Origin of the sequence: Methylocaldum szegediense, assembly GCF_949769195.1 — a bacterium.
Classification (GTDB): domain Bacteria; phylum Pseudomonadota; class Gammaproteobacteria; order Methylococcales; family Methylococcaceae; genus Methylocaldum; species Methylocaldum szegediense.
Map to the genome: position 1 here is coordinate 162,933 of NZ_OX458333.1, position 23,982 is coordinate 186,914.

Consider the following 23,982-nt stretch of genomic DNA (forward strand, 5'->3'; position numbering starts at 1 on the left):
AAGACTTAGTCTCGAGTGACGCGGTCGATTTCTTCCAAGCTGGTGATGCCGGCCTTGACTTTCCGAAGGCCGGATTCCCTGAGGTCCGCTACCCCTTCTCGCTTCGCTTGCTCGCTAAGCTGAAGGACATTACCGCCTTCGAGAATGATGCGGTTGATGGACTCGGAAATGGGCATAACCTGATAAATGCCAACCCGACCCTTGTACCCCTTCACACATTTGTCGCAGCCGACCGGTCCGAAGACCGTGAACCTGCCTAGTTCTTCTTCTCGGAAACCGGCCTGCAACAGAACTTCCGGAGGGAGGTTTTCTTCTTTTTTGCAGTGTTCGCAAAGCCTTCGGGCGAGTCTCTGCGCCATAATCAAGAGCACGGAAGACGCGATGTTGAACGCGGGGATGCCCATTTGCATCAAGCGGTTCAGGGTTTGCGGCGCATCGTTGGTATGCAGGGTGGAAAGCACGAGATGGCCGGTCTGCGCGGCTTTGACCGCGATTTCGGCGGTTTCCAGATCGCGAATTTCGCCCACCATGATGACGTCCGGGTCCTGGCGCAGAAATGCCCTTAGTGCCTCGGCAAAGGTCAAGCCTGTCTTGACGTTGACATTGACCTGATTGATCCCGGGCACCGTGATTTCAACCGGATCTTCCGCCGTCGAGATGTTGCGGTCAGCTGTATTCAGGATATTGAGTGCGGTGTAGAGACTTACCGTTTTACCGCTGCCTGTAGGTCCCGTGACCAGGATCATTCCATAGGGTTTATTGATGGCGTGCAGGAAGTTCTGTTGTTGCTCCGGTTCGAAGCCGAGTTTTTCGATGCCGATCTGGGCGGCGGTCGGATCCAGGATACGGAGTACGATTTTTTCGCCGAATAGCGTAGGGCAAGTATTGACGCGGAAATCGACGGCGCGAGTCCTGGACAACGCCATCTTGATGCGACCGTCCTGGGGTATGCGCCGTTCGGCGATGTCCATGCGCGACATCACCTTAAGTCGCGCCGCAACCCGCCCGGCGAGGTTAACCGGCAGGCTCGTGACCTCGTGGAGTATGCCGTCGTGACGAAAACGGACGCGGAAGGTTTTCTCGTAGGGCTCGAAGTGAATATCGGAAGCGCCTTTCTTGATGGCGTCTAGGAGAAACTTGTTGACGAGTCGGACGATCGGGGCATCGTCGATGTCGGGGGTTTCACTTTCGGACTGTTGATCGATTTCGTCGCCGCCAGTAATACGGAGATTGTCCAGGTCGGCGTCCACCAAGTCTTTGAACGAGGCTTCGGCCGCTTCCAGCGCCTGGTCGATCATCCGTGTCAGTTTGTCTTCCTCGACGATGACACATTCGGTGCTGGACCGGGTGTGAAATTTGATTTCGTCCAGAGCCTGAAGATTGGTGGGATCGGCGACACCCAGATACAGCCGGTTTCCGCGCTTGAAGAGCGGTAGGACGTGGTGTTGGCGAATCAGCTTCTCGCTGACGGCCTTGATCGGCATCATGTCGGGCGACATCGCGTCCAGATCGAAGAGAGGTATTCCGTACTCTTTGGACGCGACATTGGCGATGGACAGGCTGTCGAGAATGTTATTACTGACCAGGTAACTTATGAAATGCGTTTTTTTTTGGAGAGCGTCCTCCAGATGAAGCTGCGCGTCGGACTCTGTCAACAATCCTTCTTTGACCAGGCTTTTGGCCAGTCCGCTAAGTTGCAATTTCGTCGCCGTGATCGCCATGAGTTTTAACGCTGTCGATAGCTGAGCGTCGTATGTGGGAAAGCCTGGATAATATTAGTCCATGTATGGGCTTTATCCAGTTTGCCCAGGCGAGCGGTGTAAGGTGCGGGATTCAGGTTCGACGTGCTTGACTTTGTGCTGTATTCGTTCGGACAGGACCCTTCCGACGAGCAATCAAGATAAGGCCAACTCGCGTATCACCATCAAGTTATGACAGTATGGCGGCGCCTGTAGCCGTTGTCGGGCGCGTACTGCTCGGGCGGTAACGACAACGGCTCACAAATGCCAGCAGTTTGGGGTACGCCTTTGGATCTTCGAACATGATTTTCGAGTATTCGGACGCACCGGAGTGCCGGTCGTTTGGTGAGTGATCAAGGAGTTGGACGGTGCCGGAAGAATCGACCGTCGCTCGGTCCCATCGCCCATCCGGGCCGTATTCGGAGGGCAAGTCTTCGGCGGCGCGTCTTTGCGAGACCTTCTGGACTGCCGGCCGAAGTCCTTGCTCACCGCCGGTCGTATTTACAAGGCGCGGATCCTTTCTATCTGTTCCTGCAATTCCGCGAGACTGAGCCGGATTTCTTGAAGACGGGCTTGTTCCTTGGCGACAACCTGGGGCGGGGCTTTCGCGAGGAAGGCGGAGTCGTTCAACTTGCCCTCGATCCGCGGCAAATCTTTGGACAAGCGCTGGATTTCCTTGTTGAGGCGCGACAGCTCGGCATCCTTGTCGATCAAGCCTTTCATGGGAATGAGCACTTTCATTTCGCCGACCAGCGCCATGGCTGACTCGGGTGCGGCATCGGTTTCCGACAGCCAGGTTATGGATTCTGCACGGGCCAGTTTTACTATGAAGTCCTGGTTGCGGTTCAACCACTGTCGGTCTCGCTCGGAGCCGTTCTGGATCAAGATTGGAAGCGGCTTGCTGGGTGCGATATTCATCTCGCCGCGGATACGCCGCACGCCCAAAATAACGTTCATCACCCATTTCATCTCGGCTGTCGATTCCGGATCGATCCAGCTTTCGTCGACCTCGGGGTAGGCTTGCAGCATGATGCTCGCGCCTTGTTTGCCGGCTAGGGGGGCGACGCGCTGCCAGATTTCTTCGGTGATGAAAGGCATCAATGGGTGGGTCAGGCGAAGAACGGTCTCGAGTACCTGGACTAAGGTCTGGCGTGTTCCTAAGACATACTCCGATCCTTGGTTGTCAGCGGATTCTGCGCCGTAGAGCGTAGGCTTCGACAGTTCCAAGTACCAGTCGCAGTACTCGTTCCATACGAATTCGTAAATCGCTTGGGCGGCAAGATCGAAGCGATAATTCTCGATGGCGTCGGTCGTCTCCCGTATCGTCAGCTGCAAGCGGCTTCGAATCCAACGGTCCGATAAAGTGTATTTGAGATTGGTGTTACCCACTCCGCAGTCCTTGCCTTCAGTGTTCATCAGCACGTAGCGTGCTGCGTTCCACAGCTTGTTGCAGAAATTGCGGTAGCCTTCGACCCGGCCCATGTCGAACTTGATGTCGCGTCCAGTGGAGGCGAGGGAGGCGAAGGTGAAGCGCAGAGCGTCGCAGCCGTACGCGGCGATACCATGCGGGAATTCCTTTCGGGTTCGCGCCTCGATTTTTTGTGCCATTTGCGGTTGCATCAGGCCACTGGTGCGCTTTCGCACCAAATCCTCCAGGCCGATTCCGTCGATAATGTCCAAGGGGTCCAACACGTTGCCCTTAGACTTCGACATCTTCTGGCCTTCCGCGTCGCGTACGAGACCATGCACGTAAACCGTCCGGAACGGCACTTGTGGGCTGCCGTCCGGGTTTTTTATGAAATGCATGGTCATCATGATCATCCGAGCCACCCAGAAAAAGATGATGTCGAAGCCTGTCACCAGGACATCGGTGGGATGGAAGGTTTTCAATTCTGGCGTTTCATCCGGCCAGCCCAAGGTCGAGAACGTCCACAGGGCGGAGGAGAACCAGGTGTCCAGTACGTCTTCGTCCTGGCGCAGTTTCAGGCCCGTATCCAGGCTGTACTTGGTGCGTACCTCGGTCTCGTTGCGACCCACGTAGACATTGCCGTGGTCGTCGTACCACGCCGGGATGCGGTGGCCCCACCACAATTGCCGGGAGATGCACCAGTCCTGAATATCCCGCATCCAGGAAAAATAAAGATTTTCGTATTGTTGCGGAACGAAGCGGATGCGGCCGTCCTCCACCGCTTCGATGGCCGGTTTGGCTAACGTCTTGGTGCTGACGTACCACTGGTCGGTCAACCAGGGTTCCACGACGACGCCGGAGCGGTCTCCTCGGGGTACTTTCAACGTGTGCGGCTCGATCTTTTCCAACAGGCCGAGGCGTTCAAATTCGGCAACGATTCGCGTGCGTGCTTCGAATCGGTCCAGCCCCGCGTACTGTTCGGGCGCTTTTTCACCGTGCATCCCCGCATAGCCTTCGAAGGTGAGCACGGTGAATTCGTGCAGAATCCGCGCATCCTTGTCCAGAACGTTGATCAGCGGCAGGTTGTGGCGTTTGCCTACCTCGTAGTCGTTGAAGTCGTGGGCCGGCGTGATTTTCACACAACCGGTACCGAACGCCGGGTCGACGTAGTCGTCGGCGATGATTGGGATCTCACGGTTGGTGATCGGCAACCTGATAGTTTTGCCCACAAGATGTTTATAACGTTCGTCCTCCGGGTGTACCGCCACGGCGGTATCCCCGAGCATGGTTTCTGGGCGAGTAGTGGCGACGACCAGCCAGCCGGAGCCGTCCGCCAACGGGTAGCGGAAATGCCATAAGCTGCCTTTTTCTTCCTCGCTCTGGACTTCGAGGTCGGAAATGGCGGTATGCAGCTTGGGGTCCCAGTTCACCAGGCGTTTTCCGCGATAAATCAAGCCTTCGTCGTAGAGACGCACGAAAGCCTCCTGCACAGCCCGGGAGAGCCCTTCGTCCATGGTGAAGCGTTCCCGGCTCCAGTCCACGGACGAACCCAGCCGACGCAACTGGCGGGTGATGGTTCCGCCGGATTCGGCCTTCCACTCCCAAACTTTTTCCAGGAATTTCTCGCGGCCCAGGTCGTGGCGGGTGAGGTTTTGGGCGGCTAGTTGCCTCTCCACCACCATTTGTGTGGCAATACCGGCGTGGTCGGTGCCGACCTGCCACAAGGTGTTGTAGCCTCGCATCCGATGGTAGCGGATTAGGGCATCCATGATAGTGTTGTTGAAGCCATGCCCCATATGCAGACTGCCCGTCACGTTCGGTGGCGGGATCATGATGCAATAGGGTTTTCCGCGACCGCTGGGCGCGAAAAATCCGCTTTCCTCCCAAAATTTGTACCATCGCGATTCTATGGAATGAGGCTCGTAGGTTTTGTCCATGGCGTGTTCTGTTGTTTAGGAATGGCCGAACTTCGGTCGGTGCCGGATGATTGGTCTCGAATTATATGAAAACTCGGAGGACCTAGGCTTTACTCGGGCTTGTCCAAGCGGTGGGTATGAACGGTAAGGCCTTGATCCATATAGAAGCGATAGCGGCGACGGCCCGCCTGTCTTATCGCTTCGTCCTGATCGACGATTTCGATCAAGCGCTCGAACCGGTCGAGATCCGGCGGCGTTGCGGGACTCAAATTGATCAGGATGTCCTTAGGTAGCTGCGGCGCCGCCCGATGCCCGATAAGCACCGGTGCTTCGGTTTGGGCTCCCAAGGCATCGAGCCGTTCGTGCGCGACGAAGCTGCCCTGCCGGAACGTCCAAAGCAAATCATCGAGCACCTGTTCTTCCTCTTCCGAAGCGGCATAAAGGAAAACCGTAAGGCGCTGCTTGATCGCCTTTTCAGTAAGACGGCAGGCCAGCACGCGGCGGCTATGTGCGTCTCCAGTGGGCAGGACGTAGAAATCGACTCGGGTCATTGCGCCTGGTCGATTAGATACTGCACCAGCAGCGGCACCGGGCGGCCGGTTGCACCTTTGTCGTTACCGGTTTTCCAAGCGGTTCCCGCGATGTCTATGTGCGCCCACGGAAAGTCTTTGGCGAATCGGGACAAAAAACAGCCGGCTGTGATTGTGCCGCCGTCGGGACCACCGATATTTGCGAGGTCGGCGAACTTTGACTTGAGCTGTTCTTGATATTCGTCCCAGAGCGGTAGGCGCCACACCCGGTCCCAGGCTTTTTCGCCGGCGGTGAGCAGGGCTTGAGCAAGTTCGTCGTTATTGCTCATCAGTCCCGAGGGATGCCGACCTAGAGCGACGATACACGCTCCGGTCAGAGTGGCGACGTCGATGACCGCAGCGGGCTCGTATTTCTTGGCATAGGTCAGCGTATCGCACAGCAGCAGGCGACCTTCGGCGTCGGTATTGAGGATTTCGATGGTGAGGCCGGACATGCTCGTGACGATGTCGCCCGGCTTATTGGCTCTGCCGTCCGGGAGATTCTCCGAAGCTGGGATCAAGCCCACCACGTTGAGCGGTAACTTGAGTTCGGCAACTGCTGCGAGGGTGCCGATCACACTCGCGCCGCCGCACATGTCGTATTTCATTTCATCCATGTTGGCGGCCGGTTTGAGCGAGATGCCGCCGGCGTCGAAGGTGAGTCCCTTGCCGATCAGAACGTAAGGTTTGGTTTCCGGCGAAGCGCCGAAATATTCCATTACGATGAGCTTGGCCGGCTGCTCGCTGCCTTTGGACACGGACAGGAAGGCACCCATGCCCAATTCTTGTAAGTCGGATTCCTCGAAGATCTGAACCTTGATGTTCCGGCTGTTGCCGACCTGCTCGGCTTGTTCGGCGAGATAGGTCGGGGTGCAGAGGTTGCCAGGCAGATTGGCCAACTCTTTCGCGATGTTCATGCCACCCGCGATCGCAAGCCCCTGTCTTATGCCTTTATTCGCTTCCTCTACTTGGTCTTCGCTGTAGAGCGGGAAGCGGAGTTTGGCGAGGCGTTGCGGCTTATCTTCCGGCTCTTTTTTTAAGCGCGTGAATTTGTATAGACTTGCTTCCAGAACTTCCACCGCTTGCCGGATTTTCCAAGCCAAGTCGTATTGTTCGACTTCCGCCTCGTGGAGACAGCTCACGGCAAGCTTCGCGCCCGAGTCCTTCAGCGATTTCGCCGCTGCCGCCAGGGCTTTGCGATAGGCTGCAGGACCCAGTTCCCCCTTCTTGCCGAGACCGACCACTAAGATCCGTTCGATCTCGCCTTCCGGGACGTGATTGATCAAGAGAAGATCGCCGACTTTTCCTTCGATGTCGTCTCGCTTGAGGAGCCTTGAGATCAAGCCGCCCAGCCGTTGGTCGAGCGCGCTGCCGGCTTCCGTCAGTTCCCGTTTTTGGTACATGCCCAGAACGGCACAGTCAGCGCTGAGCTCGATGAGCGATTCACATTTTGCCGAATAGTCCATGGTAATATTTGCCGATTCTGATTTAGGGATGGATTGTCATATCGAGTGCAATCTTCAAGGGAGGGCCCCGAACCGTTAAAGCTTATTATGAAACCCCACCCTTTTAAACCGCTTCATTGGAGCCGCCCTCCGCTTATCTCGGTGCTCGACCGGATGGTGGCGGAGGAACTCGCCAAGACCTTGGGGGCCGTTCTCGGCGTTTTGGTTGCGATCATCGTCAGTCGCAAGTTTCTGAGCATTCTCGCCAAAGCCATCGAAGGCGAGCTGTCAGGGGAGACCATATTTCAGCTGCTCGGACTCAAGGTCCTGTCGACAACCGCCCAGTTGCTTCCGGCCTCGTTGTTTATGGCGACCTTGACCGTGTTGGGGCGCATGTATCGGGATCAAGAGATGTCGGTATTGGCGTCGAGCGGAGTGGGGTTGGCCCGCATCTATCGTGCGATGAGCTGGATGGTGGTGCCGCTGACTCTTATTGCCGCGGTATTGGCGTTACAGGTCATGCCTTGGTCCGAGCGACAGGCTCAGGCGCTCATGAAGAAGGACGAGAAAAGCGCCGACATACGCGGCATCAAGCCGGGGCGTTTTAACGAGTTCAGCCTGGGTGACGTCGTGTTGTATGCGGAGGACCTAAACGAAGACAATTCCATGCGCAAGATCTTTGTGCAAAGTCGGCAGGGGGCCAAAACCGGTGTAGTGATCGCAGAGAGCGGCCGTTTGAAACGAAACGAGCTAAGCGAGTATTTCGTGGTGTTGGAGCATGGGCACCGTTATCAAGGCGTGCCCGGACGGGCGGATTTCACAATCAGTGAGTTCGACGAATATGCCGTGCGGATCGACGGTCCGGAGGGTGAGACGGCGTCGCTCAAGCGTGAGGCGTCGGATAGCCTTGTGCTGTGGTATTCACACACGCCTCGGGAGCTGGCCGAGCTGCAGAAGCGCCTGGCGGTGCCTCTCGGCGTGCTATTCCTGAGTCTCCTGGCTGTTCCCCTTTCCAAGATTGCGCCGCGCAGCGGTGTTTATGGCAACGTGTTTACTGCCTTTCTAATTTATGTCATTTACGAGAATGCTCAAAAGATCAGTCAGGGGCTTCTGATGACCGAGAAGATTCCGCTTTGGCTGAGCTACACTGGCGTATATGTCTTTTTGCTCATCCTCACTTTGGCCTTGTTCGTTCGAAATCTCGGTCTTAATTGGATCATTCGGACGGCCAAGGAGAAGCTCAGGCTATGAGAACGCTGGGCCGGTATATTGCGGGCGAGGTGATCAAAGGCTCGTTGATCGCCGTGCTCATCCTTTTGGCGCTGCTCAATTTTTTTACTTTTGCAGATGAATTGGGTGATCTGGGGAGGGGAAATTACAGCTTGGCGAGCATCGTACAGTATTTGATGCTGACTTCGCCGCGCAATTTTTACGAGTTGATGCCTTCTGCGGCATTGATCGGAAGCCTGGTTACTCTAGGTGCCTTGGCCAACAATCGGGAATTGGTGGCTATGCAAGCCGCTGGACTCTCACGACTTCGTATTATCATGTCGGTGCTCGCGGGCGGCATGATTTTGGTTTTCATTTCCTTGGGTGTCGGCGAATACATAGCGCCCGTAGCGGAGCGCGCGGCGCAGACCCTAAAGGCCACGGCGTTGCAAAAGCAGATCGCATCGAGGACCAAGTACGGATTTTGGGTTCGGGACGGTGACGTATTTATCAATATCCGGCAGATCGAGCGGCCGGAAAGTCTCGGTGACATCAATATCTTTAAGCTGTCCGGGATGCAGAAACTGCATTCGGTTACGCACGCCGAAAAAGCGGTCTACGACGGGGAGCGTTGGCGTCTGGACGACATTCTTGAGAGCCGATTCCAGGCGAATGGGGTCGTTACTGAGCAAAAAGCGTATGCCGACTGGTCTTCGGTGCTCGCGCCGAATTTGCTGAATGCGTTCGTGATCAGCCCGGAAAACTTGTCGGCTTATGAACTCGCGCGATACATCGCCTATCTGAAAGAAAACGGCCAGCAGTCGGCTTACGTCGAACTGGCATTTTGGGGAAGAATTGTGAATCCGGCTGTGACCCTGGTCATGCTGTTGGTTGCCGCGCCGTTCGTGCTTCCAGTTCGGCGAGAGGTCGGCATGGGGCAGCGTATCGTTGTGGGCGTCATCATCGGTTTAGGTTTTTATTTATTCGACCGTACGTTTGGCCATCTAGGGCTGATTTACGAAATGAATCCGATTTTTGCTGCGTCCTTTCCCACACTCCTGGCACTCACCGGCGCTTTGGTCGCAATTTTCCGGCTTCGTCTAGCTTAGGTTGGGAATAAAGGCCGGGCAAAAAATCGCGGCCGTTTCGGTCGACATCGATCAAGCCCACAGATTTACCGGTCTGTAAGCTCTCGCGGGCAATTCGAATGACCCGTTCCAGACCTTCGACGAGCGGGTAGTGCTTCAAATCGGCAAGTGCTACCCAGCGAGCGTCGGAAACATCGGTAGCCGGTTTTGGATTGGCGTTCCCCTGATCTTTCAAGGTTGCGGCAAAATCGACGATGACATAATGAAAGTCGCCATTCATCCGCTCGGCCAGGGCAACGATCGGGCCCGGTTCGATTTCAATTCCCGTTTCTTCAAATGTCTCTCGCCGACAGCATTGAACGAGCGTTTCGCCGGGATCCTGTTTGCCTCCCGGAATCGACCACAATCCGAAGGCCGGTTTTTTGGCCCGGCGGATCAGGAGAACCCGCTCGAATGCATCGAAAACGGCCGCACCTACGGCGACAGTCGACCGAGGTGGTTTATCCATCGTCATACGGCTGTTGGGCCCTCGGGGTGTTTCGAGGAGCGGAAATCGCGATCGCAGGTGCTGGCCGCTCGCCGGCGAGACGTTGGGCGGATCGAGTAGGCAGGATCATCCGGTTATTCGGCAGAGGAGAACTTCGTGGGCAATCTCGCCATTGAGGTTTGTCGCCTTAGTAAGCGTTTCAATTCCGTAGTTGCGGTGGACGGCATTTCGTTCTCGGTACCGCAAGGCAGTACGTGCGCCTTACTCGGCGGGAACGGAGCCGGGAAGACGACCACGTTGGCCATGCTACTAGGGCTCTTGCTGCCAACTTCGGGAAGCATTCGAATCCTGGGCGTGGATATGGTCAGAAATCGTTACCCCGCGCTGTCGCGAATGAATTTTACCTCCCCTTATGTTGATTTGCCCCACCGACTTACAGTCAAACAGAACCTTGACGTGTATGCTCGCCTCTACGGTGTTCGGCATAGAAGCGCACGCTTACGCACGCTTGCGGAGAGTTTCGATCTCGAAACACTGATGGATCGTGCTTACGGGTCTCTCTCAGCAGGGCAACGGACCCGCGTCGCATTGGCTAAAGCCCTATTGAACGAGCCCGAGGTGCTCCTGATGGACGAGCCAACCGCTTCCCTGGATCCGGCTTCGGCCGACACGATCCGGACCTTGCTAAAAACCTATCAGGAGCAATCCGGCGCCACGGTGTTGCTCGCTTCGCACAATATGCAAGAGGTGGAGCGCTTATGCGACCGGGTCCTAATGCTCAAGCAAGGCCGTATCGTCGATCAGGACACGCCCGCGATGCTGGTGCAGAAGTATGGGAGAGAAAGCCTGGAGCAGGTTTTCATCGATATCGCGCGCGACCAAGACAGACGATCGGCTTATTAATCTGAAACCAGGATGTCGTGAAGGCAGCTTGAGGTGCCAGGAAGGAATTTGCGGACCTGATTAGGACCTGACTACTCGAACAATGGGATGGTTATGAGCTTGCAGCGTATTTTTGCACTGGTCATGCGCTATCTGTATTTGATGCGCAGTTCCTGGCCACGCCTTATCGAACTGATCTATTGGCCCACCATGCAGATGATCCTTTGGGGTTTTATCAATCAATTCTTCGTCGGTCATAGCGAGTGGGTCGCTCAGGCTGCAGGGTTATTGATCGGTGCGGTACTGCTTTGGGACGTGCTGTTTCGTGCCCAACTGGGCGTTTCCGTGGTTTTTTTTGAGGAGATGTACTCGAGAAACCTAGGCCATTTGTTCGTCAGTCCCTTGCGTCCCTATGAACTAGTCCTGGCGTTGCTGACAGTCAGCTTTCTCAGGACTTCGATCGGTGTGGGGGCGGCTGCGGGTTTGGCGGTCCTTCTTTACCGTTATTCGATTTTCGACATGGGGCTGCCATTGGTGGCCTTCTTTGCAAACCTGCTTGTGATGGGATGGGCCATCGGGTTGATGGTGGTCGCCCTGGTTCTGCGGTACGGGCTAGGAGCCGAAAGTTTGGCATGGGCGGTGATTTTTGCGGTTGCACCGGTGAGCGGTATTTATTATCCGATTTCGGTGCTTCCCGATTGGCTGCAGAAGATTGCTTTGCTGCTGCCCTCGAGCCATGTGTTTGAAGGGATGCGCGCCGTCGTGCGCGAGCATGTGTTCTCGTTCGATTCGTTCTGGATGGCTGTTCTGTTGAATGGGGTTTACCTTTCTATTGGCATTGCCCTTTATCTTTTCGCTTTTCATATCGCTCGCAAGCGCGGCCTGTTGCTGCAAATGGGAGAGTGAGACAGCCGTGTCTACAGTCCGACTGTGTTAGGCTTCTCATGCTCTACTGCTTCGGGATCATCGTGAACGAATGAACCAGGTCAGCGTCCTGTTTTGCTGCATGGCCAATATATGCCGGTCTCCAATGGCTGAAGGCGCTTTGAGAGAACTGGTGACGAAGGCTGGCTACACGAACCAGATATACATAGACTCGGCTGGAACGCATGCCTATGCTCTAGGGCGTCCGCCTGATCCGCGCGCTCAGCGCGTGATGTTGGAGCGGGGCATCGACATCGGCGGGTTGCGTTCGAGGAGGATTGCCCGGTCGGATTTTCAGAGGTTCGATTACATCTTGGCGATGGATTCCGAAAATTACGACACGCTGCGTTTCGTTTGTCCGAGAGAGCATGTGCACAAGATTCGGTACCTGCTGGATTTTGCGCCTGAGCTCAAGACGCGCGATGTTCCAGACCCGTATCACGGCGAAGAAGCCGTATTTCGCGAAACACGGGAAATGATCGTGCAGGCTGTGGAGGGAGTGTTCGCCCATCTACAACAAGCCTTGATCAAAGTGAGATGAGGCAAGCCGTAACTCTAACGACAGCCTTCGCCGGGCCACTCAAAGTCAAGGTTGCAATCTTGAACATCATTATTAACGCTCATAGAATAGTGTCCCGTTGCGTGGAAAGTGGCTATAGCGCAGGTTTCCACCAGCGGGCGTAACTTGGTTACGTCCTCACGGGCGCCCTTCATGTCAAGGAGCGTTGTGTCACAAACCAAAGAGATTTGTTGAGGTAATAACGATGGAACAACAAAAAGATAACTTTTGGCTTTATATTGGCGGTATCATCGTGGCGACGATTGTTGGTGTATTTCTCCTGAAAAATAGAGAAATGGAGAGCGTACCCTACAAGGCTTATGAAGAAACCAAAGCCGAAGTAGAAAAGCAGATTAACCAGGCGAAATAAAGATCTTGCCGAAGCAGGAGCCAATATCTGTAAGGCAAGTGTTGAACCGGAGGAGAAAATAATGGCTCGGAGGAGCATCTGATCACTACTAGGCTTTGTTGCATAAAGAGGCTGAGCGAGTGAGCGGTCATGGCGAATTCCCACCGGATTTATGCAACAAAGCGCCTTTAGTGCAATTTCAAGTCCGTTTTGCTAAATCACCCTGCCTCATGCCAAGGATGAGTGTTGAACGATTAGAAGACGCAGTTGGGAAGCTGGCGGTTGCGTAGGGCGCGTCTGACGTTTCCATAAAGAAGGGAACGTGCTCATTAGATATTTTCGACGCGGCGCCCGTGATCGCGAACCCCTGCCGCTAGTTTTTGGGCTTTACCTTCGTTGAGCTGTTCCCAGGAAAAGCGCCACCGCCAATTGCCGGAGAGTGTGCCGGGTGTATTCATCCGATGCCCGCGACCCAATTCGAGCACGTCCTGCAGCGGAATGATCGCCAATTTTGCCACGGAGGCCAAAGCGCATCGGACAAGGCTCTCGGGCATCCGAATCGTCTCGTATCCGCAATGATGGCGAAGGTAATCGCAAACGCGATCACGCTGAGGTTCGGTCAGATTCTCGTACCAGGATAAGGTCGTGTCGTTGTCGTGGGTTCCGGTATAGACCACATTGTTTTCGGTGTGGTTGTGAGGCAGATAGGGATTGTCGTCGCCTCCGTCAAAGGCGAACTGCAAGATCAGCATGCCGGGAATGTTAAACCGGTTTCGCAAGGCTTCCACCTCGGGTGTGATGATACCGAGATTTTCTGCGACCAAGGGTAGCCCGGAGCCGTTTAGCGTGGCGAACACCGTTTCCAGCAGGGCTTCACCCGGGGCTTTGACCCAGCGGCCGTGTTCGGCTGTTTCAGACTCGGCGGGTATTTCCCAATAGGCTTCGAGTCCCCTGAAGTGGTCTATACGTACCCAGTCATAAAGCGCCAATTGGCTTCGGAATCGGTTTAGCCACCAGCGGAAACCGGTCTCTTTCAGGTACTCCCAATTGTAGTGCGGATTCCCCCAGCGCTGGCCGGTAGCCGAAAAATAGTCGGGCGGTACTCCGGCGACGACTCGCGCGTAACCGGTATCGGTCAAATCGAAACATTCTCGAGATGCCCAAACGTCGGCGCTGTCGCTGGCGACGAATATCGGCATGTCGCCGAATAGCTTGACGCCCTTCTGACTGGCATAGCGCCTTAGCTCCATCCATTGTTCGAAAAACACGAACTGCTCGAACTTTACCTGTGCGATACGATCCGCTAGGCGTAACTTGGCGGTTTGCAGTGCGGCAGGTTGCCGATCCCGGAGAGGGACGGGCCATTCCTGCCATGCCTTACCGCCGAATTCTTCTCGCAACGCGATAAACAGAGCGTAGTCCGACAGCCACCAGTCTTGGCGTATGACGAATTCGTCATAGCGGTTGCGGTATTCGCTCCTCGAGTCCTTTTGAAAAGCATCGAAGGCTTGAGCGATGCAACGGATCCGAAAATGGTCCACCGTGGTTTCGTCGAGGGTATCCGGTAATGCGGAGAGCCAGCCGTGCTCGGATAGCCATTCGAGGTTAATCAGCAATGGATTGCCGGCGTGAGCCGATAGGCACTGATAGGGTGAGCCGTCGGCATGCGTGGGGTTGATCGGTAGTGTTTGCCAGACGCTGACGCCACACTCGGCTAGAAAATCGACGAACCGATAGGCATCTTGTCCCAAATCTCCGTTTCCGAGCCCACCGGGTAGAGATGTGATGTGCAAAAGAATGCCGGCGCGACGCCGGTCCAATATGCTATGTGTGTGAGTCAATTCCCCCACCTTAACGTAAACGAGTTGGGATTTTCCGGGGCGTGCTATCGCTAAGGATCAACGGATTGGAAGCGGTCTTGTCCGCGATATTCCCGGACAGCTCCGGTTTGATGTCAAGAGACAAGCGTATAGGAAAAAGGCTTGCCAAGTTGATTTGTTCCTTTTCGGAATTCGGCAGTCATATTTTCGGGGACGCGTGCATCATCCGCCCGCCGGCTAGAAACGATCTTAGGTTTCTTGAGGGCGTCGTACACAACCATTCGATCGCATTACGTTGCTACCGTGCTACTGGGACGAAAAGGTTGTGTACATGTTGGCCAACGTGGCGAGAGTTCTATCCTATAAAATCGTTTTCGCCGGCGTTTTGGGCCTATGCAAAAGCCTCAGCTGAGCTCAACGTGCGAAATGCAGTCGCTGCCCGAGCGCATCGGGTGTTACCAGCACCACGCCGCCGGGACTGACATAAAACCGTTTTCGATCTTCTTCCGGGTTCTCGCCGATGACAGTATTGGGTGGTATATGGCAGCCCTTATCGATGACCGCTTTGGTAATGCGGCAGTGCCGGCCGATATTGACATCGGGTAAGATCACCGAATCTCGTACCTTGGAGTACGAGTTTACGCGTACATTGCTGAACAGCAATGAATGCCGGATCTCGGCACCGGAAATCACGCAGCCGCCCGACACCATGGAATCCACTGCCATGCCGCGGCGATCGTCATCATCGAATACGAACTTCGCGGGCGGCGTCTGTGCCTGATAAGTCCAAATCGGCCAATCCTTGTCGTACAGATTGAGTTCGGGGTCGATGCCGATGAGTTCCATATTGGCAGCCCAATAGGAGTCCACCGTGCCCACGTCTCGCCAATATGCTTGTACGCCGCTTTGTATGTCCCGGAACGGATAGGCGAATACACGGTACTTCTTGATGACCGCTGGGATGATATCCTTGCCGAAATCATGGCTCGAGCCCGGCGTATCGGCGTCTTTGATCAGCTGTTCGAACAGGAACCCGGTATTGAACACGTAAATTCCCATAGACACCAAGGCGTGATCAGGACGATTGGGCATGGGGGGCGGATTTTCCGGTTTTTCGACGAAGTTGGAAACCCGTTTGTCTTCGCCGACATGCATGACGCCAAACGCTTTTGCTTCCTCTAGTGGAACCTCCATGCAGCCGATGGTCAAATCAGCCTGCATTTCCACGTGGTAGGCCATCATCAGACCATAATCCATTTTATACACGTGATCGCCGGCGAGAATCAGGATGTATTCGGGATCTCGTTGCCGAAGAATATCCAGGTTCTGATATACCGCGTCGGCGGTTCCGGCATACCAGGTTTCTTGGAGGCGCTGCTGGGCGGGGAGGATATCGACGAACTCGCCAAGCTCGGCACGCAAGAATCCCCAACCCTGCTGGATATGCCGGATCAGCGAATCCGCTTTATATTGCGTCAGCACCCCGATTTGTCGAATGCCGGAATTTATGCAGTTGGAAAGGGGGAAATCGATGATTCGAAATTTGCCCCCAAAAGGTACGGCCGGCTTAGCTCGCCATTCGGTCAGCTTATGTAAGCGTGTTCCACGACCACCGGCCAGAATGAGTGCCAAAGTATGCCGGGTCAGGCGGCTGACGAAACGGGACGCGTGCATCGACTCTGGCATGGATAGCTCCTTTAGACCGCGCCGCCCACTGAGGGCGCAAATTTGATACCATTACCCGGGGTGTTTCGGGCAGGTGGCAACGGCAACATTTTACTATCAGAGGCCCATCAAAGTGAAATCGACCGACACACAATCCGCCATCGAAACCGGTGCTGTTTCGGCTCAGTTAGATTCCGAATTGCAGCGGATCATTCTGGCGCGTCACCATGACCCATTTGCGGTGCTGGGTCGACATCGGACTCCGAGTGGCGATGTGGTTCGGGCGATTATTCCGCAGGCCGAAACAGTTCGAATCGGGGAAAGCGGTCCGGAAATGCAGCGTATCCCTGGCACCGATTTGTTCGAATGCCGTTTAGAGCAGGATTCCATTCCCCAGCATTACCGCTTGGTTTGGACGGATAAAACCGGGCAGTTGCAAAGTCATATCGATCCCTACACGTTTCCGCCTCAGCTCGCCGATTTCGATCTTTACCTTTTCGGTGAAGGCAGACATTGGCACATTTACCGCTTTCTTGGCGCTCATCCCCGCACCGTGGACGGCATCGACGGCATTCTGTTTGCCACATGGGCACCGAACGCGGAGCGGATCAGCGTGGTGGGTGATTTCAACGCTTGGGATGGTCGGCGCCATCCGATGCGGGTCCGGGGCAGCAGCGGCGTGTGGGAGCTATTCATTCCCGAGTTGAAGCCCGGCACGCTTTACAAGTTCGAAATTCGTAACCGCCAACAAGGCACTGTCTTTCTGAAGACGGATCCTTACGGGCGCCAGTTTGAACTGCGCCCGAATACGGCTTCCATTGTTCCTTCCGACCAGGCTTACGATTGGCATGACGACGACTGGATGGAACACCGCGCGAACCGGGATTGGCTTCACGAGCCGATGTCGGTTTACGAAGTCCACTTGGGTTCGTGGCGGCGCGATGCCAGCGGCCATTTCTTGAATTACCGGGAATTGGCCGAGCAGCTCGTGGCCTATGTCAAAAAGCAAGGCTTCAGCCACATCGAACTGCTTCCGATTACCGAACATCCCTTCGACGGATCATGGGGTTACCAGACCACCGGTTATTTTGCCCCGACCAGCCGTTTCGGTACGCCGGACGACTTTCGCTATTTCGTCGACTATTGCCATCAGAACGGAATCGGCGTTTTCCTGGACTGGGTGCCCGCTCACTTTCCGAAGGACGCACACGGGCTGGCCCATTTCGACGGCACGGCGCTTTACGAACATGAAGATCCACGGCTGGGCGAACATCGCGACTGGGGCACGCTAATCTACAACTATGGCCGGAACGAAGTGCGCAATTTTCTGCTCGGCAGCGCGCTGTATTGGCTAGAGGAATTTCATATCGACGGACTTCGTGTCGATGCCGTCGCCTCGATGCTCTACTTGGACTACTCGCGTCAGCCGGGAGACTGGATACCCAACAAATACGGCGGCAACGAGAATTTGGAGGCGATCGCCTTTCTGCGCGAGCTGAATACCGTCACCCACCAGCAATTCCCGGGAACGCTGATCATGGCCGAGGAGTCGACCGCTTGGCCGCAGGTCACCCGCCCGACGTGGACCGGTGGCTTGGGTTTTTCGATGAAATGGAATATGGGCTGGATGCACGATACCTTGGCCTACATGAGCAAGGATCCCATTTACCGGCATTATCACCACGATCAGCTCACTTTCGGTCTGCTGTACGCATTTACGGAAAATTTCATCTTGCCCTTTTCCCATGACGAAGTCGTGCACGGCAAGGGGTCGATGCTTCAGAAAATGCCGGGAGACGAGTGGCAACGCTTTGCCAATCTGCGCCTGCTATACACCTTCATGTTCACCTATCCGGGCAAGAAACTGCTGTTCATGGGCTGCGAGTTCGGCCAGAGCACGGAATGGAATTACGACAAGGCGTTGGAGTGGCACCTACTTGAATACCCGTTCCACAACGGACTCCAGCGGCTGGTTGGCGATCTCAACCAGCTTTATCGGGAAACTCCTGCCTTGCACAGATACGATTTCGAGCAGAAGGGCTTCGAATGGATCGATTGCCACGATGCTCCGCAGTCGGTTCTAAGTTATTTACGGCGTTCTTCCGATGAGTTCGCGGTCATGGTGTTCAACTTTACCCCGGTGCCGCGACAAAACTATCGGATCGGCGTGCCCGAGCCCGGCGTTTACACAGAGGTCCTGAATTCCGACTCACGTCATTACGGCGGGAGCAACGTTGGCAACAGCGCTGTGACAGCCGAAGCGAAAGAGTGGATGGGAAGGCCTTACTCCATCAGTCTGACTTTGCCCCCTTTAGCTGGGATTGTATTGACTCGCGAGGTTCTTAAGGAGGAAGAGCCGGAATCGCCCGAATGAAGAAAATTCTCTTCGTTACTAGCGAGGCGTATCCGCTCATCAAAACCGGCGGGCTGGCCGATGTTTCGGGAAGCTTGCCGATCGCGCTGAAAGCTTTGGGCCATGACGTTCGCATCCTGCTTCCGGGGTATGCGTCGGCGGTTGCTGCGGGTCGCTTCGAGCAGGTACGCTCACTGAGTAGCGACGGCGAAATTGCCATTTTGGAAGGCCTGCTGCCGGGTTCTGATGTGCCGGTTTGGCTCTTGGCGCATTCGGATTACTTCGGGCGACCCGGCAATCCGTATTTAGGGCCGGACGGAAAACCTTGGGCTGACAACCCAGAGCGATATTCCCTGTTGTGCCACGTGGCCGTGGAGATCGCGATGAATCGGTTGGGGCTCCAATGGAAGCCCGACATCGTGCACTGCAACGATTGGCAGACCGGTTTGGTTCCGGCATTGCTCAGCGACGAGCCTGGGCGGCCGGCCACCGTGTTCACGATCCACAATCTTGCCTATCAGGGCGTGTTTCCTTACGAAACCTTCGTCAAGCTGCGTTTGCCGAGGCGATTCTGGTCCAGTCACGCCTTGGAGTTTTATAACCAGCTGTCCTTTATCAAGGGAGGGCTGGTTTTTGCCGATCGGATCAATACCGTAAGTCCTCACTACGCCGAGGAGATCCAGACACCGGAATTCGGTGCCGGGTTAGAAGGATTGCTGAGGTTTCGCCGGGATCGGCTCAGCGGCATACTCAACGGCATCGATGTCGAAGCCTGGAATCCCGCCACCGATCCGTTCATCCACACCAATTACGATATCGATTCGCTGGAGAAAAGGCCTGCCAACAAGGCGGCTCTGCAACGGGCCTTCGGTCTCGCGGAAGATAGCGGAGTCGTCATGCTGGCTTTGGTGGGCCGGTTGGTCCAGCAAAAAGGCATCGACCTCGTGATTGAGATTCTACCCAAGGTCATGCAGATGCCCGTTCAGCTGGTCATCGTGGGCAGTGGCGAGGCGCGGTATGAGCAGATTCTTTTGCGCTGGGCTCGATTGTATCCGGATCGCCTCGCGGTCAAGCTGGGTTACGACGAAGCAGCTGCACATCTGATCGAAGCCGGCACCGATCTCTTCCTGATGCCGTCCCGTTTCGAACCCTGCGGCCTCAATCAGATGTACAGCCAGCGCTACGGCGCCATTCCAGTGGTGCGCCATGTCGGCGGCCTGGCGGATACCGTGGCCGATGCCAATGCCACGAACTTGACCCTGGGTCGCGCAACCGGCATCGTCTTCCACGAAGCCGTGGCCGATGCTTTGTTCGAAGCCGTGAATCGAGGCATCGTGCTTTGCCAGAACGGGACGCTTAGGGAGAAAGTCCAAAAGTCAGGCATGAGCGAGGATTTCTCCTGGCGCCAAAGTGCCCAGCGATATCTGGAATTATACGATTTGGCGCTGGCGGACCGCCTGACTGCTGACAGTTTGCTGCAGATCAAGATGGATACCTAATTTCGCGCTGCCATGTGGCTACGTCTTGCATTCATCGCCATCGCCGCCGGTAGTGCTACGGCCACCGCCAAGGATTTGTCGACAATCGAGCTGCACCACCGTCCACCCGAGGAAATGGTGCCTCTGATCCAGCCTCTTTTGGGTCCCAGTGAGGTTGTGATTCCCGCTCGCGATAGCCTGATCCTGAAAGCCGCTCCCGAAAAGGTCGAAGAAGTGCGGGATCTCGTCAGGCAGCTCGACAAAAGCCCACACAGGCTCTTGATTACGGTCACCCAGGGCAGCGATTTGTCGGCGGAAGCTCTGAATGCGCAGGGGCATCTGCGCGGTCGGATGGATCTGAATCATCCGGTCGAGCCGAGCGTCCATTTCCGTGGGCATATCTATCAATCGGAGGGTCGCGATTCCGCCGGCTATACGCAACGGTTGCAGACCCTGGAAGGGCAATCGGCTCAAATCGCGATCGGGGCTCAGATTCCGGTTCCTACGCAATCCTTTTACGGCTACGGGTACGGATACAGCGAGAGCATCGAATACCGTCCGGCGACCACCGGATTTGTAGTCACGCCTAGATTGTCGGGCGGCGAGGTCATCCTGGAACTATCGCCGTGGTCCGACCGGCTCAGCCGCGAGCGGTTCGGTGTCATCGATACGCAAAGTGCCCATACGGTGATACGGGCTGCACTCGGCGAATGGGTCGAGATCGGTGGGCTAGACGAAACCTCCATGTACGAAGAAAGCGGGCTCGTAAGTCGCCATTATTCTACCCGCAGCCAGCAAAACAGGATTTTTCTCAAAGTCGAAGACTTGGATGCGGGCAAGCCGTGACCGCCGTCACTCTTCCCTCAACGCCAGGGCAGGCGTCAATCTGCTCGCTCGCCAAGCGGGGTACAGCCCGGCGATCAGGGCCGCCGTAATCGCAAGAAGAGGTGCTTGCCACAAGTCCGCGCCCGAGACCGCCAATTCCATACTCCACCCGAAGGAGCGGAAATTGATGACTTTGACGAGGGCAATGGCCAACACCAATCCTAAAGGCAGCGCGAAAATCCCGGCACAAAACCCCAGGAAACCGGTTTGAGTGAGCACGAGGCTCGTCAGTTGCCGGGGCGTCATCCCCAGCGAACGAAGAACGGCGAATTCCCGCGTTCTCTCGAGCTGTATCGCCAAGAGCGCGCTCAAGATGCCGATCAGCGCAACGCCGATGGCTAGCAGGCGCAACACGTGGGTGACGGCGAAGGTACGTTCGAAAAATGCCATGGAGGCATCGCGGATCTCTCTGTTCGAACGGATCAGTACGGCGCCGGCTGTGCCGGCGAGTTTGCGGATACTGGATTTTGCCTCTTCTGCCGTTACGCCGCTTGCGAGATAAAGGCCTAGCGAGGTGACGCCGGCATCGTTCCAAAGTTCGGTGTACAGGTCCCGCCGCAGGATCACGAGCCCTTGATCAGAGCGGTAATCGAAAAGGACGCCGGCGATGACCAACGATTTCATACCTCGTGACGTGCTCAGCGTCAGTGAATCGCCTGCTCGTAGCCCGTGCCGCGCGGCAAAAGGTTCGGAAACGATGACGACCGGTTCGGTCATGAAGCGTTTCCAAATATTCTGGTCGTCGCCCGATTTGAAGTGGAACGCGGACCGTTCCGGGAAGGCCGGCTGATAAGCCATGAGTTCGACACGGCCTAAGGAAGATTCGGCAAAGGTTCGGCGTGCGAGGCTGAAACCTGCGATATCGGGCAAACGAATGGCTTTCTCGATCAGAGTAGACGGCAGGGGATCACTCGCGATCCCGGGAGCGGCCGGGCGGGCAACATAAAGATCGGCCTGAAGCAGTTGTTCCAACCAATCGGCGATGGTGACGCGAAAACTCTCGACCATTGTGCCGACACCGATAGCGACCGCTACCGAAACGCTCAAAGCCGCCGTTGCCAGGCCAGTGCGGCTGAGCGCGGCGGAGGTGCCGCGGATGGCCAGGCGAACGATTGGACTCGCGGTACGCGGACAAAAATGCGTAAGCCCCAGCATGGCAGTCGGAATGAAGAGCGCGTAAGCACCGGCTACCAGGAAGATGCCGGCTATGGCTGGAATCAGACCAGCGTTCCGCCAATTCAAGAGGAAAACTCCCAGAAGTCCGCAAATCAGCCCCGACAATGCCAGTTTCGGCAGCCATCGGCGCACGCTTTGTTCCAGGCTGGAACGGTGCTGGGTGCGGACGGGGCGGGTCGAGGCCGCATCCAGGGCGGCAGGCAAAGCGGCCAATACCGAGGCCGAGATGCCGATCGCGAGGCTACGCAGTAGGGCGGTAGGAGAGACCGAAAATTGCGTGACCGTAACGACGAAATACATATCGTTGATGGTGCGGGCTATTTGATCCAGTAGCGCGCGAGCCGCAGCCAGTCCGAACATCAGGCCAAGCAGGCTGCCGGCTAGGCCGAGCAAACCGGATTCGCGCAGGATTTCGCCCATGACTTGGGCACGGGTAACGCCGAGAATGCGAAGATTGGCAAGTAGCGGCCGGCGTTGCAGCACCGCGAAACTCATGGTGTTGTAGATCAGGAAAAGCCCTACCAGCAGGGCCATCAGGCTCATCGCTTTCAAATTGGTTTCGAAGGCACGGGTCATGCGAGTCGTGGCGGTGTTTCTTCCAGCGGCATCCACCAGCGTCACATTTTCCGGCAGCAGACCCTGGAGTTTTTGGAGTTCGCCAGGATCGTCCGACAAGACGAGGTCGATACGGTCGAGCCGACCGATTTTGCCTAGTATCTCTTGGGCGGTGGCGATGTCGGCGAGGAGCAAGCCTTCCAGGGCGGGATCAGGTTTTTCTTCGGGATCGATATAGCCCACCACCCGTATTGTCTGAGGCGAACCCGCGACGTCCACGGTCAACTGGGCACCCGGACCGACACCGAGACGTTCGGCAGTGATGCGGGATATCAGCACCGTGCCGGGTTCCGTGAGGAGATCGACCAGCGCGGCCAGTGCCGATTGCGCGATCCCCTGGCGTATCGGGCTTTCGGCAAAAGGATCGAAACCGGCAAGGCGCAGGGTTTCTCCACCCGCTTCGACGTAGCCTTCGACGACTGGCGCCATCGTCAGATCGCCCAGATCGCGTCGGAGTTGCGGGTAAAGTTTTTCATCGAGCGTTCCAGATCCAGCCAGGATGTGATGGGTGGTTTTTCCGGTCAGTGCCGTCATCGAAAGCTGAAAGGCCCGGCGCGAGCTTTCTACCGCGAGATCGACCGAAACCAGCATCGCCACCCCGAGCGCGATGCCGCAAACCGCAAGTACGAGCTGTAGCGGATGGCGGTAGAAATGTCGCCGATTGGCTGTATTCAGCAGCGTCATCACGGCCTCAGCTTGCCGTCGCGGATTTCCCACACGGCGTCGGCGCGTTCCGCCACTTCCCGGCTGTGGGTAGCGACCAGCAGGGTCTTTCCGCTCTTTCTGACGAGATGATCGAGGAGATCCAGGATATGTTGGCCGGTCGTACTGTCCAGATTGCCGGTCGGTTCATCGGCGAGTATCAGAGCGGGGTCGTGCACTAGCGCCCGTGCCAGGGCGACCCGTTGTTGTTCTCCTCCGGAAAGCGAATCCGGATAACTGCCATGCCGGTCGGCCAGACCGACCTCGTCGAGCAGCGCAAGCGCCCGTTCTTGGGCTTCCGCGGCGGAAAACCCGTTCAGCTCGGCGGGTAGAGCGACGTTTTCCAGCACCGTCAAGGTCGGCAATAGATTGAAAAACTGATAGACGAAGCCGATATGTCGACGTCGAAACAACGTGCGATCCGGTTCGCGCAGGCCGTTTAGTTCGAGTCCTCGGACGATGATCGAACCGGAATCGGCTGTGTCTAGCCCCGCGATCAGATTCAACAGGGTCGATTTTCCCGATCCGCTCTGGCCCAGCAGGGCCACGAAAGAGCGTTCGCCAATCTCGGCGTCGATGCCCAGAAGCACCAGACGGCGTCGGTCGCCTTCGCGGTAGCTGTGCGTCACGCCGCGCAGAATCAGCAACGGCTGCTCGGGGTTGATGACAGTCGGAGTTTGAGTGTGCAAAACGCGCTTGACGAATGATCGGTG

The 23,982-nt window shown here is 56.2% G+C and carries 18 protein-coding genes; 9 read left to right on the forward strand and 9 right to left on the reverse strand.

Features of this window, described 5'->3' with window-relative positions; translation table 11 throughout:
• Positions 1 to 5: 5 nt before the first annotated feature.
• The 4 genes from pilB to QEN43_RS00750 all read right to left on the reverse strand — a co-directional run bounded on the left by pilB (position 6) and on the right by QEN43_RS00750 (position 7,098).
• Positions 6 to 1,721: a type IV-A pilus assembly ATPase PilB gene (gene pilB / locus QEN43_RS00735; RefSeq protein ID WP_026610411.1), complete on the reverse strand. Its 1,716-nt coding sequence runs from the start codon at positions 1,719 to 1,721 to the stop codon at positions 6 to 8.
• Positions 1,722 to 2,240: 519 nt separating this feature from the next.
• Positions 2,241 to 5,084: a valine--tRNA ligase gene (locus QEN43_RS00740; RefSeq protein ID WP_026610412.1), complete on the reverse strand. Its 2,844-nt coding sequence runs from the start codon at positions 5,082 to 5,084 to the stop codon at positions 2,241 to 2,243.
• 89 nt (positions 5,085 to 5,173) lie between these two features.
• Positions 5,174 to 5,614, reverse strand: a complete 441-nt coding sequence (locus tag QEN43_RS00745) for a DNA polymerase III subunit chi (RefSeq protein WP_026610413.1) — start codon at positions 5,612 to 5,614, stop codon at positions 5,174 to 5,176.
• Positions 5,611 to 7,098, reverse strand: coding sequence for a leucyl aminopeptidase (locus QEN43_RS00750; protein ID WP_026610414.1), 1,488 nt, complete (start codon positions 7,096 to 7,098; stop codon positions 5,611 to 5,613). The genes QEN43_RS00745 and QEN43_RS00750 overlap by 4 nt, the downstream gene beginning before the upstream one ends.
• An 87-nt stretch (positions 7,099 to 7,185) precedes the next feature.
• On the opposite strand from QEN43_RS00750, the gene lptF reads away from it, so the two are divergent.
• Positions 7,186 to 8,328: an LPS export ABC transporter permease LptF gene (gene lptF, locus QEN43_RS00755; protein WP_026610415.1), complete on the forward strand. Its 1,143-nt coding sequence runs from the start codon at positions 7,186 to 7,188 to the stop codon at positions 8,326 to 8,328.
• The gene (gene lptG / locus QEN43_RS00760) at positions 8,325 to 9,395 is read left to right on the forward strand and encodes an LPS export ABC transporter permease LptG (protein WP_026610416.1); all 1,071 of its coding nucleotides are present in this window, start codon (positions 8,325 to 8,327) and stop codon (positions 9,393 to 9,395) included. Before lptF ends, lptG begins: the two co-directional genes overlap by 4 nt.
• Here the strand turns inward: lptG and QEN43_RS00765 are convergent.
• Entirely contained in the window at positions 9,352 to 9,888 is a 537-nt protein-coding gene (locus tag QEN43_RS00765) for an NUDIX hydrolase (RefSeq protein WP_317963611.1), read from the reverse strand. The genes lptG and QEN43_RS00765 overlap by 44 nt on opposite strands.
• A gap of 129 nt (positions 9,889 to 10,017) precedes the next feature.
• Between QEN43_RS00765 and QEN43_RS00770 the strand changes: the two genes are divergently transcribed.
• The 4 genes from QEN43_RS00770 (at position 10,018) to QEN43_RS00785 (ending at position 12,596) form a co-directional block, all read left to right on the forward strand.
• Positions 10,018 to 10,764, forward strand: coding sequence for an ABC transporter ATP-binding protein (locus QEN43_RS00770; RefSeq protein ID WP_026610417.1), 747 nt, complete (start codon positions 10,018 to 10,020; stop codon positions 10,762 to 10,764).
• A 93-nt stretch (positions 10,765 to 10,857) separates the two neighbouring features.
• Positions 10,858 to 11,649: an ABC transporter permease gene (locus tag QEN43_RS00775; protein WP_202901138.1), complete on the forward strand. Its 792-nt coding sequence runs from the start codon at positions 10,858 to 10,860 to the stop codon at positions 11,647 to 11,649.
• Positions 11,650 to 11,719: 70 nt separating this feature from the next.
• Positions 11,720 to 12,208: a low molecular weight protein-tyrosine-phosphatase gene (locus QEN43_RS00780; protein WP_026610419.1), complete on the forward strand. Its 489-nt coding sequence runs from the start codon at positions 11,720 to 11,722 to the stop codon at positions 12,206 to 12,208.
• Positions 12,209 to 12,431: 223 nt separating this feature from the next.
• A complete protein-coding gene (locus QEN43_RS00785) occupies positions 12,432 to 12,596 on the forward strand; it encodes a hypothetical protein (protein ID WP_162144297.1) in 165 nt (54 codons plus the stop codon).
• A gap of 308 nt (positions 12,597 to 12,904) precedes the next feature.
• On the opposite strand, the gene malQ is transcribed toward QEN43_RS00785, so the two are convergent.
• Together malQ and glgC are read right to left on the reverse strand one after the other, a co-directional pair.
• Positions 12,905 to 14,416, reverse strand: coding sequence for a 4-alpha-glucanotransferase (gene malQ, locus QEN43_RS00790; RefSeq protein WP_235726608.1), 1,512 nt, complete (start codon positions 14,414 to 14,416; stop codon positions 12,905 to 12,907).
• Between the two features lie 393 nt (positions 14,417 to 14,809).
• Positions 14,810 to 16,081 carry a glucose-1-phosphate adenylyltransferase gene (glgC, locus tag QEN43_RS00795; RefSeq protein WP_026610421.1) on the reverse strand — a complete coding sequence of 424 codons (1,272 nt, stop codon included), beginning with the start codon at positions 16,079 to 16,081 and terminating at the stop codon, positions 14,810 to 14,812.
• Positions 16,082 to 16,220: 139 nt separating this feature from the next.
• Here glgC and glgB point away from each other — a divergent pair, with 139 nt between their 5' ends.
• The 3 genes from glgB to QEN43_RS00810 are packed head-to-tail and all read left to right on the forward strand — an operon-like array spanning position 16,221 to position 20,737.
• A complete protein-coding gene (gene glgB / locus QEN43_RS00800; protein ID WP_051332094.1) occupies positions 16,221 to 18,434 on the forward strand; it encodes a 1,4-alpha-glucan branching protein GlgB in 2,214 nt (737 codons plus the stop codon).
• Positions 18,431 to 19,912, forward strand: a complete 1,482-nt coding sequence (glgA, locus tag QEN43_RS00805; RefSeq protein WP_051331701.1) for a glycogen synthase GlgA — start codon at positions 18,431 to 18,433, stop codon at positions 19,910 to 19,912. The genes glgB and glgA overlap by 4 nt, the downstream gene beginning before the upstream one ends.
• 12 nt (positions 19,913 to 19,924) lie before the next feature.
• Positions 19,925 to 20,737, forward strand: a complete 813-nt coding sequence (locus QEN43_RS00810; protein ID WP_026610422.1) for a secretin N-terminal domain-containing protein — start codon at positions 19,925 to 19,927, stop codon at positions 20,735 to 20,737.
• A 6-nt stretch (positions 20,738 to 20,743) separates the two neighbouring features.
• Here the strand turns inward: QEN43_RS00810 and QEN43_RS00815 are convergent, their stop codons facing one another.
• Positions 20,744 to 23,251: an ABC transporter permease gene (locus QEN43_RS00815; protein ID WP_317963612.1), complete on the reverse strand. Its 2,508-nt coding sequence runs from the start codon at positions 23,249 to 23,251 to the stop codon at positions 20,744 to 20,746.
• Positions 23,251 to 23,958 carry an ABC transporter ATP-binding protein gene (locus tag QEN43_RS00820; protein WP_317963613.1) on the reverse strand — a complete coding sequence of 236 codons (708 nt, stop codon included), beginning with the start codon at positions 23,956 to 23,958 and terminating at the stop codon, positions 23,251 to 23,253. The genes QEN43_RS00815 and QEN43_RS00820 overlap by 1 nt, the downstream gene beginning before the upstream one ends.
• Between the last annotated feature and the right edge of the window lie 24 nt (positions 23,959 to 23,982).

Bases quoted from the DNA above. Each gene is read 5' to 3' on its own strand.
- QEN43_RS00780 (WP_026610419.1), top strand. From the start codon at position 11,720: ATGAACCAGGTCAGCGTCCTGTTTTGCTGCATGGCCAATATATGCCGG.
- QEN43_RS00765 (WP_317963611.1), bottom strand. From the start codon at position 9,888: ATGACGATGGATAAACCACCTCGGTCGACTGTCGCCGTAGGTGCGGCC.
- QEN43_RS00810 (WP_026610422.1), top strand. From the start codon at position 19,925: ATGTGGCTACGTCTTGCATTCATCGCCATCGCCGCCGGTAGTGCTACG.
- QEN43_RS00745 (WP_026610413.1), bottom strand. From the start codon at position 5,614: ATGACCCGAGTCGATTTCTACGTCCTGCCCACTGGAGACGCACATAGC.
- QEN43_RS00750 (WP_026610414.1), bottom strand. From the start codon at position 7,098: ATGGACTATTCGGCAAAATGTGAATCGCTCATCGAGCTCAGCGCTGAC.
- QEN43_RS00775 (WP_202901138.1), top strand. From the start codon at position 10,858: ATGAGCTTGCAGCGTATTTTTGCACTGGTCATGCGCTATCTGTATTTG.
- glgC (WP_026610421.1), bottom strand. From the start codon at position 16,081: ATGCCAGAGTCGATGCACGCGTCCCGTTTCGTCAGCCGCCTGACCCGG.
- pilB (WP_026610411.1), bottom strand. From the start codon at position 1,721: ATGGCGATCACGGCGACGAAATTGCAACTTAGCGGACTGGCCAAAAGC.
- QEN43_RS00785 (WP_162144297.1), top strand. From the start codon at position 12,432: ATGGAACAACAAAAAGATAACTTTTGGCTTTATATTGGCGGTATCATC.
- glgA (WP_051331701.1), top strand. From the start codon at position 18,431: ATGAAGAAAATTCTCTTCGTTACTAGCGAGGCGTATCCGCTCATCAAA.
- lptF (WP_026610415.1), top strand. From the start codon at position 7,186: ATGAAACCCCACCCTTTTAAACCGCTTCATTGGAGCCGCCCTCCGCTT.
- lptG (WP_026610416.1), top strand. From the start codon at position 8,325: ATGAGAACGCTGGGCCGGTATATTGCGGGCGAGGTGATCAAAGGCTCG.
- QEN43_RS00815 (WP_317963612.1), bottom strand. From the start codon at position 23,251: ATGACGCTGCTGAATACAGCCAATCGGCGACATTTCTACCGCCATCCG.
- QEN43_RS00740 (WP_026610412.1), bottom strand. From the start codon at position 5,084: ATGGACAAAACCTACGAGCCTCATTCCATAGAATCGCGATGGTACAAA.